The sequence below is a fragment of the Methanocalculus natronophilus genome (assembly GCF_038751955.1).
GTDB lineage: Archaea > Halobacteriota > Methanomicrobia > Methanomicrobiales > Methanocorpusculaceae > Methanocalculus > Methanocalculus natronophilus.
The window spans coordinates 26,882-41,481 of sequence record NZ_JBCEXH010000003.1 but is presented as its reverse complement, the minus strand read 5'-3'; the positions used below and the strand labels follow the sequence as shown (position 1 = coordinate 41,481).

Below are 14,600 nucleotides of genomic sequence, written 5' to 3'. Positions count from 1 at the left end.
TGGAAAAAAATTGAGACGTTTCAGATGGAGCGGAAGAAGACTGTTGTTTTGATCTCGTCTGCTCCAAAAAATTTCTGACAGAACAGGGCTGTTATCTGCGGCGGGTATTCCCTGCAGCTGAATATATCGATGTATGCACTGTTTGTGTCATTTGCAAAATGCCCGGATATGCAGGAGGTCTCGATCAGCTGGACGAGTGAGTACCCGGCCACACGGTCGTTTGCACCGAAATGCACAATCTGGGGTTCGCCAAAGCGTTTCATCGAGATGAGGTCGCAGACCTCCACCACGAACTGGTGAATCATTTCGGGGTTTCTGATTGCTTCAGGATTGCAGTTTTTCAGGTCAATCGCCGTGCAGAGGCCCCACATATTCTCGTCTTTAAAACGGTTCATGATCTCAACATCTGAGATCTCTTTTGGTATCTGAATGGTCTGGGTCACAATGTATCTCCCTGTCCGGGTATGTACTGATTGCAGAAATCTATATTTAAAGATTGTTGTTGAAAAAAAGGATTTATTAACCTCCTTAAAGCCCATAGAAGAGATTTTTAGTTAAAATTGAACAGTAAAGCTTTTACTGTGCTGAAACAGATTTCAAAAGTAAAAAATGCAATAGAACATGAAATAATCAATTTTGCCAGCTTTTTACAAAAGAGGTATTTTCAGGAGATGCGCTCCCTGGGTGATGGGTCTTCTCCAAGCTTCTGAACACAAGGGTTTCTCCTGAATGCTTCGGAGCGTGGGAAAAGATCCCGGGTAGAGATCCCGATGCAGAAACCGGGAACATTTGGGAGTGAGTGAAGCAGGTGCGGCGCGGGTATCGGGGGGCGGGGTCAGGCGAAGAGGAGCTGGCTGACAGAGCTGATACACCCTTGCTCATCAGAGCAACCTGAAAGGCGATTCCGAAGGAATCGGGGTGGTATCTGCTTCTGGCAAGCCAAACGAAGCATTCCCGCCCCCTCCCGCGCCAGCATCTGCGGCAACCCGGTACAACCTCCCCTGCGAAGCATGTGCGGACGGGGCAGGGGCGGTGGGGGGTTATCCGATACGCAAATACGAGTGGCTCTTCTTCAACGTAACGCAGGCCCTGTCGCTGACTCTTCTACCACTACTACTCTTAAAGCCTGAAGATGGAGTCATTGATATGAATGTGAGGATATATGACGTCCTTTTTCATTATATTGGCCTAAAATTAGCGATTTGAAGCCATTCATGTAGTATGACAGCCTTTGGATAGGAATGGACTATCAGAACTATGGAGAAGAACAACACAGTTTACTTGAGAACTAAACGGAGCAGGGAATCCCTCCATACCAAATCTCCTGACCGCATCAATCATTCCTGATGATCCCAGGACCACCACTCATCAAGATCGAAGAGGAAGGCACTTCTTTTCAGTTGCTGGTGTATTACCGCCTGTTATCATAAACCCGGAGGGCTCCCGGATTGCCGGAGATGATCCGTTTCAGTGTCAGGAGAACAGTCGGTGATTCGGCTTTCTCGAGGAGGGAATGGAGCAGTTCCATCAGCGGCAGGTGGAAGGCGGGATCCATCTGATCGATATGGGAGAAGGTGGCAAGAAGGCCACCTGTCATGTAGTCATTGACTGTCATCATCTGTAGAAGTGCGTCATACAAGAAGGATCGCCCCTCGTCTGTCTCGAGCGAATATTTCCTGTTCCTGGCAAACCTGCCATACAGCGCCCGCTGATCATTTGCCTGCCCAATTGTGAGATAGCCTGATGCTTCAATCTCCCTGAGGAGATCCACGATATCAGCTGCTTCAGATCCTGCAGTCTGAGCGAGAAACTGCTCCCAGAGAACAGGATTCGTATGCGACTCCTCCATCATACTCCTGAAGTGTGTGAGGCGATTCTGTGCTGACGATGCAAGCAAAAGAGCGTAGGCATGCATCCGATCAGTTGGAGCTGTCGCGTTTCTGAATTGATTGCAGATCATGGAATGGATCGCCGGTGTGTCCAGGCGGGCCAGAAGACTGAGGCAGAGGTTTTTTACCTGCCGGTTACGGATGCAGGCCGCCATCTTTCCAGGCGAATCCCACATCTGGTCAGAGGTATGGTATGCCCGGTAGAGTGCCTGAAGAATTGCTCCTTCTTTCTCTGCAATTCCTCTCTCAAGCCTGACCCGTGCCTCATATGCCGAGCGGTACCGGTGAGCAGGACCTTGAGTGCCGGCATCTTCAAAGATGGTCAGAAACTGTGCGCCTGCCGTCTCCATCAGCTCGGTATCAGAGAGGAGATCGATAAAGAGAGAGATGAAGGAGGGGGAGGGATCAGCTGATGGATCCTGCATCAGGCAGGCAATCTCCCGGGAGGCAAGCTTCTGGTAGGCGACAAAGCGTGCCACCACATCAGGATCGGTTCGTGCCTGCAGGATACATTCCCGGGTGCCCGGAAAATCGGGTATGAGGCCATAGAAGGAGAAACCCCGGTTGAGAGAGAGATAGGCAGGGGAATCAACATCAGAGAAGATAATCTCCTCTTCTGCATCTCTGACGGGATGACACTTTTCTGCAATCACAGTGCCATCAGATCGCATCAGGGCAAGAGAGAAGGGAAATATCCACGGGGGATCCCCACCAGACTGGGTAAGGATGATCCTGCATTGGCGTGCACCTGAATTATGGTGTGTCCTGACGGAGACCCGCGGAAAGCCGGATCGTTTCAGCCACCCTTCTGCCATCGGCGCAAGGTCCATCCCGGCAATGGAGCTCATCAGGCTGACCCAGTCATCCCGGCTTGCGTTCGAATGGGCATATTTCCTGTGATATATCGAGAGAGCCCAGGCAAATGGCTCTTTACCAAGGATTAACTCGACCATTCTTACAAATTCGGGGGCTTTCACATAGGTGACCGGGGTGATCAGGTCGTTTGGATCATTGAATCCATCCGGCTCGATCGGCATCGCCGCTGCTCCGGTGTCACGGGCAAATGTCCCGTCTGCCGGGTCAAGGAGCTGGATTGCTGACTGGATGCGGCTGTATGCGTCACCAAAATGGAATGCATGATACTGCTGCTCCACGTGTACCGTGACTGCTTCATTCAGCCAGATCTCAAATGGCGTCTCTCCGGTAACTTCTGATCCATTGAGATTATGGTAGAATTCATGTACCTTGACACGAAGCAGGTATTCAAACCCGGGATCAGTCATCCCATCAAAAGGCATCAGCCGGTTTGTCAGGATGGTTGTATTGCCAACATTCTCCATCCCGCCGAAATCCGAGTTCTGCATCCCGATCTCCCGGTATACTGAGCCGGAATAGACATAGCCGGAGATGATCTCAGCATCGAGTTTGCGCATCTGTTCAGTTATTCGCCTGAGATCGTTTGGGTCTGCTCCGCGTCTCCTGAGTTTTGCCCGCTTCCTGAAGAGACGGTATATCTCATGGCGTATCCCAATTGAGTCATGGCAGTGAGGTCCGGTGAAGAGATAAATCCAGAGAATCCCGTCTTCAAGGATATCAAGTGCCTGGCCTGCCCGGATGGGGTCTGAGCCGGGCGGGCAGAGGAGTTCCAGGAGAAAGGATCTGCCTGAGGGGTACTCAAACTCCCTCTGGAAGGAGTCGTATGTTCCAACACCGAGGAAGAAGAGATATGGCGCCATCGGCGTTGTGACATTTTCATAGGTGATTGAGTCACGCGGTGCTGTGGGACTGGTGCTCCCAATCCGATCACTAATCCGTCTTCCCGGTTCCAGGCGGTGGCGGGGAACGGCAATATCCCCGTTTGAGATCATATGGGTGTAGCGCGAGTCTGCGATGATTGTTGTCCGATAGGTGCATTTGGCAGTCATCTCGTCGATACAGGGGAGAAGCCGCTGGAAGCCCCACTGCTGGCACTGGGTGATCTGGGTGGGGGGCGCTCCATCCGGAGTGTTATCGTGAGCAGGAGTCTGATCATGAGCGTGATCATAGTAGAGGCCCTCGAGGAGGGTGTGGGATGGGCGGCAGATGGTATCGGTCAGGATGATAAAACCGGTATGTGGCGGGATATCGTTTTCAAAGGAGATGAGGATCCCATCTTCCTCCACTGTATAGTCGCACCACCGGCCCCTGCATGAGATGGAGCGGACCTCAAGATCTCGTGCATTGAGCCTGATGGATCGTATGGGTTGATCTTTTGTCCTGAAGAGGGATTCAGCAGCAACATACGTCTCGGTATCATGGATATCAAACGTCAGGTCAAGGTGGATGACATCAACGGGGGCGGGCGAAAAGTCGCTGCGGGAATACCCGGATTGCGCAGGCATGGGGATGTATTCGATCTGGAAAGGATAAAAGGTGATGGTGGGGGGGGGAGATGGGGAGAGGGCCGGGGGAGAAAGGAGAGGAGAAATTTGAGAGGTTCAAGCAGGCCAGAAGGGGGTAAAGTGAATAGTTTATTCTCAGTTCTGGCTGTTTTTCCGTTATGTCTGCCCTGGCTGGACCGGCACCTTGATCTCAATCTCATAGGAGTCGACGAGGCGCCGCTCGACAATCATGTAGTAGCTCCGCCCGCCTTCAAAGAACTTATGCTTCCATGGCCTTGGATCTGATCCACCATCCCAGAGGCTGCTGTCTATTATGCCATGGGCAGGGCTGAGGGTGGCAACCACTCTGCCTGGATCATCTGCATCAATTACTGTTATGGTAAACCGTGGATAGCCAACGATGCCGGTGATCCGATCACCATCAACGCTTCCCGTATCTGCAGGATCAACCGAAGTCTCAAGTGTATACCAGAGTTCCCAGCGGGGGAAGGGTATGGTGAATACTTCTGTTGTCAGCGGAGTTCCGGATGTGATGCCATCACCCGTCCCCGCACCGAAGGTGGCATAGGTTGCCAGGTCAGCAGTCGGTGGCGGGTCATCGACGGGACGGTGTGCCGGTATATGCGTATCCTCGCGTGTCAGGTGGTATGTTGCCGGATCAACATGCTGGAGGCGGATGGGGGACCCATCCCATACACGTGCCGGGTGATCCCCGATCTCCCCGCCTTCAACTGTAGACGGGTGGGGTATCCGGATCTGGGCTAATGGAACCGGTGTCGGGGGAGGAGGAAGGGGAGCCTCCCGGTCCTGCTGGCCGATGAACGGCAGCTCAGGCACGCCCATGTCCGGGCTCTCCCCTGTCATCATCGGCTGGATAACCACCGCGATGATGATGAGAACGACAAGCCCCCCCAGAAAGAAGACCAGATCTTTTTTGTCCATGATTCACCCCCTTATTTTTATGTTTTTTAATTTTTATGCTATTTTAATATTTTCATGTTTTTTATGTTTTTATTTTTTTCTTCATCCGGTTCCACCAGTTCAAATCGAGACGCAGGCAGCACCTGCCCCGCTCCACCGCTTGCTGCAGGACCGCAGGAGTACCAGCTTTCAGGAGTACCACCCCCTGTGGTATCAGGAGGGGGGTTTACAGGCATTCTTGGTGATATAGTGCCAGTATAGTACCGGTATTATGCTGATTTATGACCAGCTGATACCCGGAAACATCATGTCCTGGTACTCACCTGGTACTCATGTACTGTGTATGATACATATCTATATATACTATTGCGTATAGTAGTAGACTTATGAATACTGGACCACAGTAGTTGGATTGTTACCCGGTATTCAAAACAAATTAAACCAAAAGAAGGTGATTCATACATGAGTCTGAAAAGAAAAGAGGATGCCTTCACCGGCCTTGAGGCCGCGATTGTCTTAATCGCGTTCATCGTGGTCGCTGCGGTATTCTCATATGTTATGCTCGGAGCAGGGTTCTTCACAACCCAGAAGAGCCAGGAGACTGTGTTCGGCGCAGTCGGCACTGCAACTGCCAATATGGAGGTTTCGGGCCCGGTTGTGATAGAAACCGGAGTTGGACCGAATAATGTCACGAATATCACATTCACTGTCGTTCTTGCCGCCGGCGGAGCACCAATGGACACTAGCAGGTTCACCTATATTGCTTCGAACGCAACCAAGTACCATGAGTTTGACTCTGATAAAGTTAATCTGACATGGTATTCTGGAGGAGTGGAATTGGAGGGTGACGATGCTAAGACATTCCTTGAGCGTGGTGACATTCTGGACATCACGATAAATAAAGAGTATAATAGCGCAGTTGATATTGTGTGGCCAAATAGCCCATTCACCATCGAGGTGAAACCACCTGTTGGGGCATCGCTCCCGATTTCCAGGCACGCACCGCTGTCACTACCAAAGGATAGAATATTCGAGGTCTACTAAGGTGATGAACATGAAACAGAATGAAAATGCATTTACAGGCCTTGAGGCTGCAATCGTCCTGATTGCCTTTGTTGTCGTTGCCGCAGTATTCTCGTATGTGATGCTCGGGGCAGGATTCTTCACCGCCCAGGAGGCACAGGCTGTTGTTCACACAGGCATGGGACAGGCAGCATCCAGTATCGAAGTGCTCGGAGATGTCTATGCCTTTAATTTAACAGCAACTGATCCAAACGATATAGCCAGCATTGAGAACATTTCATTCACCATTGGGCTTACCGCTGGAAATCAGCCAATGGATATAGCCCGTATGAGAGTTACAATAGCTACACCAGAGGGAAGAGAAATCCTTGAACTAGAAGACGATTCGGATGAACACCCTGATCCAGGTGAAGGAAAATGGTCCGTCAGTAAGATCTTCGATTCTGTTCCACCAGAAGATAAAGAAGATCTCGTCTTAAACCCGAGGGAGAAGTTCCAGATAACAGTGAATCCAACTGAAAAAATTGGACCAGACACCCGGTTTACCATTTCAATGCAACCTGAGGTAGGTGCACTCACCACTGTTGTGCGGACAACGCCTGGAGATCTTAGGGCAGTGAACATTCTCAGGTAAACTCTCTAAACCAACCTTTTTTTGAACCAGCCCTAACTGAGGGCACTCGTGATTACTTCCATTCATTCGATAGACGTAGTAGTGACGCAGTATACCTGGACTCCAGGATATGATCCTGCTGGACACGATATGCCCGACGTAGCAATCAATCAATCAATTGCAACCTATAACCTGCCAATCAGCACCAGGTAATCCAGCACCTCCAATTCAGCCCCATCTATCCCTTCCATAAATCCTCATCTATACCTCATGTCCCCTCATGCAAACAGAAGATGAATACCCGATGATGGAGCCCCCAGCTGGCAACATCCACACCAGGCCCCCAGTTCTCTTTGTATATTATCCCAATTTCAACCCAAACCGCTGCAAACCAGCAAAACCATTATATATATCCCGAATAATATACTCTACATATGGCAGTGAACCAGTCTCAGGTCGACAATATCCTGGCGACCGCATCCTCCGACGATCCCGAGGTGAAGCTGCAGAACCTGGAGCAGGAGGTGGAGCTCATGAAGAAGTCGATCAAGAAACTCCTGATCGACTTACGCGAGCGTCTGAACGAATCAGACAATCCGCTCACGGTTCTTGCCCAGGGTGGCGAAATTGTTGCGGGGCTCTCAGGCGATGATGCGGCACGGATTGGAGAGCTTGAGAACCGGACCACTGAAGATGCTGCCAGAATCGAGGAGCTTGAGAAGAAGGTTGAGGAGCTCCTGGCACGCCCCGAAAGAGAGTTTTTTGATGACGTCGAGGAGAAGCCACGCAGAAGGCCACAGGCACCAGTTCCACACGAGAGGGAGTATGAATCCGGGATACCGGATCAGAGGCACCTCCCCCAGGTACCAGAGGTTGATACCACCACCCCGCTGCCAGCACAGTTATCAGGGAAACAGGCAGCAGACGGGAAACTCTGCCTGCATAAAGTCTATCAGCTCTTTAACTGGACAAAAACAGCGATCACAAAATATGGCCATGATCGCCTGGATATCATGCTTGATTCATATCAGTCAATAGGATATATAACAAAAGAAGCAGCTGACGAGGTAAAAGAGATTGCCCGGATTATGCCCGCCTCACTGGGTGAAGAGCACGAAGTGGGCGCAGATGAATTTGTATCAGAACTCTATATTCTGAACCAGATCCTTGATCCGGATGACACCTCACTTGACCGTGATATGATCGCGGTGATGATGGAGCGGGACACAAAGAAAGGCCCTTCCCGGAGGCCGAAGCTACCAAAAGATGAACCGGGAGAGGAGTGGGCACACCTGATCGATAAAATATAACTCTATACAAACCATACTATATTCTACCATAATCAAAACACAGCTGGTGCACAATCATGACTTCAGAGACTTTCGTTACAGCAATCTTCCTGATAACAGCCATCATAGCAGCCGGTGTTCTGGTCAGTGCCATCTATCCATCAGTCTACCGGGCATCAGAGACCTTTGTTGCCGGATCCCACGAGATGGACGAGCGGATGCGAACTGATATTGCCATTGTGAATACCGTAATAAGTGAAACCGACAGTACCGCATATATCTGGATAAAAAATACCGGGGTCAATCCAGTCGGTGAGGGATTAATCCCCCGCTTTGATGTTTTCATGGGAAAAACCGGCGAGGTGAGGCGACTGCAATACATCAAACCCGATGAACATCTCTCCGAAGGCGGGTGGACATATACGTTACATGACGACAACGACAACGGCCTCTGGGACAGGGGTGAGACACTTGAGATCATTGCACGTAACGAGCAGGATGTGGGCTCCGGGGACAGGATGACCTTCCAGGTAGTCCTCCCAAACGGGGTTCGGAGAAATATTGACTTTACAGTTGTTTAAGGTGGGTTCAGGATGGCAATTGCAAACCTGATAGGGGCAGCAATAGGGGTGTTCCTCCTGATCCTTGTTGCATATCTCCTGGTTGGGGCAACACTCCTTACTGCAGAGACGGTGATGGCAGCACAGCGTGACATGACGGAAGTCCATGCCGGGGTTCGCGGCAGTTCGGTTTCCATCACCGGTTATGCTATTGCTGAAGAGGACACGAAACTCTATCTCATGGTAAAAAATGACGGAGATACCGTCATCCAGAACCCGCAGCAGATGGATCTCTTTCTCGCGTATGGTGACGGGAGCCAGGAGCGAAAAGAGTGGACACTGGAGCAGATTTCCCCGGATATCATCAACCCCGGATTTCTTGATCCCGGCGAAACCCTGAACATGAGCACCACTATCAGTGGGGAGATCCCCATCTGGGCAAAAGTGGCCACACCAACCGGATCATCTGCATCAGGATACATTGGAGGAGGATGAGCAGATGGCATTATTTGATGATGATGACTCCGGATCATCCTACATGGACGATCTCCTCGGGGGTTCTGACAAGCAGATCCTCTCAACAGGCAACCCCGAGATCGACAGAAAGATCGCCGACGGACTCCCCCTCTATTCCATGACACTGATTGAAGGGGAGAACGATACCGGCAAGAGCGTCATCACCCAGCAGATCATGTGGGGTGCAATGAAGAACTCCTTCTCAGTTGATCTCTTTACCACAGAAAACACGGTCAAGAGTTTCCTCTCACAGATGGAATCGATGAGCCTTGATATCTCAGATTACTATGCCTGGGGCTACTTCAGGATCTTTCCACTCCACGTCGTCGGGTTTGACTGGGGCGAAGAAGATATGCAGGGGATTTTAACCCGTCTCGTCAGGCACATTCAGGCAAGCAAGGCAGAAGTAATCATCATCGATTCGCTCACGCTCTTCTCCGAGTATGCAACAACTGACACCATCATGACATTCTTCACAAACTGTAAGACACTTGTTGATAACGGGAAGACGATCCTCATCACACTCCATACATATGCGTTTGAAGAGGATTCGCTGGTGAGGGTACGTTCAACCTGTGATGCACACCTTGTGATGAAGAAGGCACTTGTCGGAGACAAGTACGTAATGGTGATGGAGGTTGGAAAGGTGCGTGGCGCACGGAAGACAACAGGAAACCTGGTATCGTTTGAAGTCCACCCGGGATACGGGATGAAGATTATTCCGATGTCAGTCGCACGGGTTTAGTAATTATGGCATCATCGCTTGCACTTGACGTAACACTGCCTTTCCAGCCTCAGACAGCAGATATCGAGGACATATACGAGGGTGATCTCGAATCATCCGCACTATACAGGATGCTCCCGGCAAATGCCAGGGAATATGTCCGTGAAAGCCCGCATCTCCTCGAATACCTCCTCATATTCCCAGTTGACGTCTATGGGATCCCACTCTTTTTATCAGAGCTGAAAGGGGATCTCAAGTCGATGGAGAGCCCAAATGTCATCTATCCTGCAGGAAAAGACACATTTGTACATATCCTCCCCGATCCAAACGATGTCAGGCAGTACTACATCCCGATCGAGCCCTCGTTTCTGCATAGTGTCGGCTACCTCATGGGTGCAATTGAGTGTAAACTCATTGATCTTCTGGATGCCCTGGAGTATGATCCGGTAACCGAGAAAGAGCGGACTGATATCCTCAAAAAGCTCTTAAAAGAGATCACCCACATCAAGTCATCCCAGGACACAACACTCATCCTCCCCAGGGTGGAAGAGACGCCAGCGTCATTAAAAGACAAAATATTGGACTTTCTCCAGAAAGATATCGGCGATACACGAAATGAGACCCTGGCAAAGAAATTCCCCGGCATTCCCATGACTGCGGACGGAAAGGTGATCGTAACCCCCGCCCAGTATACAGCACTTGAATACCAGCTCATCAGGGATAAAGTCGATATGGGTGTTTTGAAACCCTTTCTGTCAGATGGATACATCGAGGATATCTCCTGTAACGGGGTCGGACCAATCTTTATTGAGCACAAGATCTTCAAAGGATTGAAATCAGTCATCGAATTCAAGAAATCCGATGAGCTCGACCTTTTTGTGCTGAAGATGGCTGAGCGGATAAAACACCCCATCACCTACAAAAGCCCGATTGTGGATGCCACGCTCCTTGACGGATCCCGTATCAATATCGTCTATGGAACTGAGATCAGCAGGCATGGAAGCAACTTCACCATCAGGAAAGCAATGGGAGAGCCGCTCTCGATCCTCAATATCATCGACGGTGGCGGCATGGACTACATGTGTGCGGCATACCTCTGGATTCTCATTGAGTATGGGATGTCCCTCTTTGTATCAGGCGAGACTGCATCAGGCAAAACCACCACACTCAACGCCATCACTGCCTTCCTCCCGCCAGAGAATAAGATTGTCACAATTGAGGACACGCCGGAACTGAACATCCCGCACCGGAACTGGACACGTGAGGTTGCAAAAGGAAAAGGCAAAGGCGAGGGTGAAGGTGGAGAGGTGACGATGTTTGATCTCCTCCGTGCAGCCCTCCGTCAGCGTCCAAACCAGATCCTGGTCGGAGAGATCCGTGGGGTTGAGGGCTCAGTCGCGTTTGGTGCCATGCAGACCGGCCACCCGGTGATGAGCACCTTCCACGCCTCAACGGTTGAGAAGCTGATCCAGCGTCTGACGGGTGATCCGATCCTGATCCCAAAGACCTTTGTTGACAGCCTGAATGTTGTGGTCATCCAGAGTGCCGTAAAGCGGCCAAGTGGTGAGACCGTCAGGAGGGTGCTCTCCATCTCCGAGCTTGTCGGATTCGACCCTGAATCACAGGGCTTCTCGTTTGTCGAGGCATTCTCCTGGGAGCCTGTCACTGACACCTTTACCTTTAATGCGAAAGGAATCAGCTTCCTCCTCGAATATAAAATAGCAACAATGCTTGGTATCCCTGAACGAAACAAAAGTGAGATATACCTTGAAATAGAGAAAAGGGCAAAGATCCTTGAGAGACTCCACGAAGCCGGCTATACCAGGTACTATGATCTCTTCCATATGCTGACAAAGGTACGAAAGCAGGGTCTCCTGAAGATAGATATCGGGAAGGATTAGCCATGTTTGAGAATGTCGTTGAACGCCTCAGGGAAAATAACAACGGGAAGCTTCCATTTGAGGACCTCTTCCAGTCGATCTATGCCAGGATCACAAAAGTCTTTGATGACCGGAAAATGGCATCCGACATTCTCTTTATGGTCACCTATATGAACTCGCTTGCGATTGCGCGTGCCACGAGGCCCGAGATATTTGCAAGCACTGCAGAAAAGAAAGAGTATGCATCTTCAAAATCAATAAAAAAAGTAGAGTTCTTTGTCAAGCGGTTTGGATACAGCTATGTCCAGTCTCTCGCAATGGTTGCCGAGCGAACCGAGAATGCACTTCTCAAGACACTCTTAAACCGCTTTGGCAATGCCATGGAGTCCGGAGTTCCCGATGAAGACTTTCTGGATGGGGAGCTCTCCTCTTCAATGGAGATCTACCGGAACAACATGGAGGCCGGTTTTGAGCTTCTGAAGAAGTGGTCTGATGCCTACATCGCGATGATCCTCTCCTCGGTTGTGATTGCGGTCACAATCATGGTCTCGGTTGCTATCTATACACCCGGTACTGTTTCAGAAACCCTCGGGATCACGTACTGGATTGTGCTCCTGATCACTATCTTTGGCATCGGCACCATGTTTCAGACAGTTCCATCAGATGATCGGGTCTATAAATCACCTGAATGGACATCGAAAGAGCAGGGGATGCTCAAGCGGATGGAGAAAGTCATCCTGCCGGCAACATTAGCTGCCTGGCTTGTCACCTGGGCAATCGGGGTGCCTGCGGGTGTTGTGTTTCTGATTGTCGGCTTCATGCTCGCTCCGCTTGGCATCATCGCCTTTATAGACAATCGGAATGTCATTGCCCGCGATGAGGAGTTCCCGAATTTCATCAGGGGTGTTGGGGCAATCATGGGAGGAAAAGGAGCAACCATGGCACAGGCACTTGGTGAGGTTGATAAAAAAACCATGGAGAACCTCTCTCCCCATCTCCTTTCTGTCTATTCCAAACTGAATCTCGGCCTTGATGAAGATCTCTCATGGAAACGGTTCATCGGCGAGTGCGGCAGTAATTTAATCTATAAATATTTCAACATCTTCCGTGACACTGTAAAGATGGGTGGAGATGCAAAGAAGATCGGAACCGTTGTTGCTGACTCCATGCTCGAACAGGTGCTGACACGGAAGCGGCGTGAGCTTGTAAGCATGGGTTTTGTTGTCCTTCTTGTCCCGATGCACGCGGCAATGGCAGGCATCTTCATATCGCTTTATCATATCATGGTTACCCTCTCCCGTGCAATAACAGAGGTGATGATGGGCTTTGAGGAGGCAACTGCCGCAGCGTCAGGTGACGCTATCGGAGGAGCATTTGGCGGGGGGATGATCGGGATGTTTATCGACTTCCCGGAGGCTGCTGTTGGCGCCTATGTCGTCAATATCATCGTCATCATCTGTATTGCAAATGTCATTGTTGCACAGCTTGCAGTTGGCGGAGACAGAAGCATCGCATACCCGTTCCTTGCCCTGATGCTTGTGATATCCGGAGTCCTCTTCCTGGTCATTCCACCAATTGTTGAGCTCTTCTTCAGCATGGAAGGGCTTGTGACAACAGGAGGCGAGCTCATATGAGGGATTCAGTCAGGCGGCTCATTCTCTTCTTCGGGATTATTATTGTTGGATTTATATTTATATTCATTGAGCTTCCGGTCTTCACTATCGTACTGATAGCGTTCCTCGTCGGTGTCATGCTGCTCTTTCTGACAGGATCACTCTCGCTATCCAGCCTGCGCCTGAAACAAGATACTGCCGGGGAAAAGGAGCAAAAAACCCAGCCACACGAGGAAGAGCCTCCGGAACCAGAAATCCCAAAAGAGCCATCAAAATACCAGCAGAAATTCCCTACATTCTATAATTGGTACCTGAAGATCAAAGGGCTCTTCCCACGCAGAAAAAAAGCCGGAAAGAAAGCATCAAAAGCTGCTGCAGCCACGCCGGAACAGAAGGGAACAACAGCAGATGCAGCCGCGACAGGAGCTCTGGCAGGAGCAGGAATACCGGAAGCAACAGACGATGCCGGGGATGATCCCTTCGGTGATATATCACTGGATGACCTCGACGAGGAGGGAATTGAAGGATTCGAACGTGACGATGCCTTCAGTGATCTGGATGAGGGAGGCGAAAGCCTTAGTGCAGATATGGATCAGGACGCAGGCGACATGATGGACGATGTCGCCTCCATCCTCGCAGCAGAAGGCGGTTTCTCTGATGAAGAGTTTGAAGATGAAGAACTGCAGGCTGGGGATTCCGACTCTGACATGCTTACACCGGATATGGATCTCGACTCTATCGATCTTGACTCTCTTGAAATCGAAGACGAGGATGATGGCATCGCTCTTGACGAGGTTGAGGAGCAGGACGATGAACCACAAGCCGTTGTTACCGCCCCCATGCCGGATGAAGAAGAACTTGACGATGACGATGACGATGACTTTACCTTTGGAGGACCAGATGAAACAATTGCTTCAAACGTCGGCTTTGATGCAGGAGGGGAGACAAAGAAACAGTCATCGTTCTTTTCTTCTTCTGGTGGCGGGGGGGGAGAAGGGGATCTCCTCGGTGAACTGGCAAAGGGGTCAAAGAATGTAAAAAAGAAAGTAGACCTGAGCCTCGTCCGCGACCTCAAGGATATCGATGTCACGGCATCAGAACTTGAGGAGGAACTATCTGCCATGGTTGTTGCCCTTGGCGGAAAAAAGCAGGATGATGAGGAATAGGCACGCATATACCAGCAAAAGATCC

The 14,600-nt window shown here is 50.4% G+C and carries 12 protein-coding genes; 9 read left to right on the top strand and 3 right to left on the bottom strand.

The features are described from left to right. Window positions 1-20: 20 nt before the first annotated feature. The 3 genes from speD to ABCO64_RS04190 form a co-directional block, all read right to left on the bottom strand. Window positions 21-443, bottom strand: coding sequence for an S-adenosylmethionine decarboxylase (gene speD / locus ABCO64_RS04200; protein WP_343089224.1), 423 nt, complete (start codon window positions 441-443; stop codon window positions 21-23). 968 nt (window positions 444-1,411) lie between these two features. Beyond that, a complete protein-coding gene (locus tag ABCO64_RS04195; protein ID WP_253457148.1) occupies window positions 1,412-4,270 on the bottom strand; it encodes a M1 family metallopeptidase in 2,859 nt (952 codons plus the stop codon). Window positions 4,271-4,426: 156 nt separating this feature from the next. After that, the gene (locus ABCO64_RS04190; protein WP_253457150.1) at window positions 4,427-5,212 is read right to left on the bottom strand and encodes a hypothetical protein; all 786 of its coding nucleotides are present in this window, start codon (window positions 5,210-5,212) and stop codon (window positions 4,427-4,429) included. 441 nt (window positions 5,213-5,653) lie between these two features. On the opposite strand from ABCO64_RS04190, the gene ABCO64_RS04185 reads away from it, so the two are divergent. The 9 genes from ABCO64_RS04185 (at window position 5,654) to ABCO64_RS04145 (ending at window position 14,575) form a co-directional block, all read left to right on the top strand. After that, window positions 5,654-6,235, top strand: coding sequence for an archaellin/type IV pilin N-terminal domain-containing protein (locus ABCO64_RS04185; RefSeq protein WP_343089223.1), 582 nt, complete (start codon window positions 5,654-5,656; stop codon window positions 6,233-6,235). 10 nt (window positions 6,236-6,245) lie between these two features. Then, window positions 6,246-6,848, top strand: coding sequence for an archaellin/type IV pilin N-terminal domain-containing protein (locus ABCO64_RS04180; protein WP_343089222.1), 603 nt, complete (start codon window positions 6,246-6,248; stop codon window positions 6,846-6,848). Window positions 6,849-7,261: 413 nt separating this feature from the next. Further along, window positions 7,262-8,137 (top strand): FlaD/FlaE family flagellar protein, encoded by an 876-nt coding sequence (locus ABCO64_RS04175; RefSeq protein ID WP_253457159.1) that lies wholly within the window; start codon window positions 7,262-7,264, stop codon window positions 8,135-8,137. A gap of 56 nt (window positions 8,138-8,193) precedes the next feature. Beyond that, the gene (locus ABCO64_RS04170; RefSeq protein WP_253457162.1) at window positions 8,194-8,697 is read left to right on the top strand and encodes a flagellin; all 504 of its coding nucleotides are present in this window, start codon (window positions 8,194-8,196) and stop codon (window positions 8,695-8,697) included. A 12-nt stretch (window positions 8,698-8,709) separates the two neighbouring features. Beyond that, the gene (locus tag ABCO64_RS04165; protein ID WP_253457165.1) at window positions 8,710-9,171 is read left to right on the top strand and encodes a hypothetical protein; all 462 of its coding nucleotides are present in this window, start codon (window positions 8,710-8,712) and stop codon (window positions 9,169-9,171) included. A gap of 43 nt (window positions 9,172-9,214) precedes the next feature. After that, complete coding sequence (gene arlH / locus ABCO64_RS04160) at window positions 9,215-9,937, top strand: archaellum protein ArlH (RefSeq protein WP_253457375.1); 723 nt, start codon at window positions 9,215-9,217, stop codon at window positions 9,935-9,937. Between the two features lie 5 nt (window positions 9,938-9,942). Continuing rightward, entirely contained in the window at window positions 9,943-11,817 is a 1,875-nt protein-coding gene (locus tag ABCO64_RS04155; RefSeq protein WP_292616066.1) for a type II/IV secretion system ATPase subunit, read from the top strand. Between the two features lie 2 nt (window positions 11,818-11,819). Continuing rightward, window positions 11,820-13,430, top strand: coding sequence for an archaellar assembly protein FlaJ (gene flaJ, locus ABCO64_RS04150; RefSeq protein WP_253457171.1), 1,611 nt, complete (start codon window positions 11,820-11,822; stop codon window positions 13,428-13,430). Further along, the gene (locus ABCO64_RS04145) at window positions 13,427-14,575 is read left to right on the top strand and encodes a hypothetical protein (protein WP_253457173.1); all 1,149 of its coding nucleotides are present in this window, start codon (window positions 13,427-13,429) and stop codon (window positions 14,573-14,575) included. The genes flaJ and ABCO64_RS04145 overlap by 4 nt, the downstream gene beginning before the upstream one ends. Window positions 14,576-14,600 lie beyond the last annotated feature (25 nt).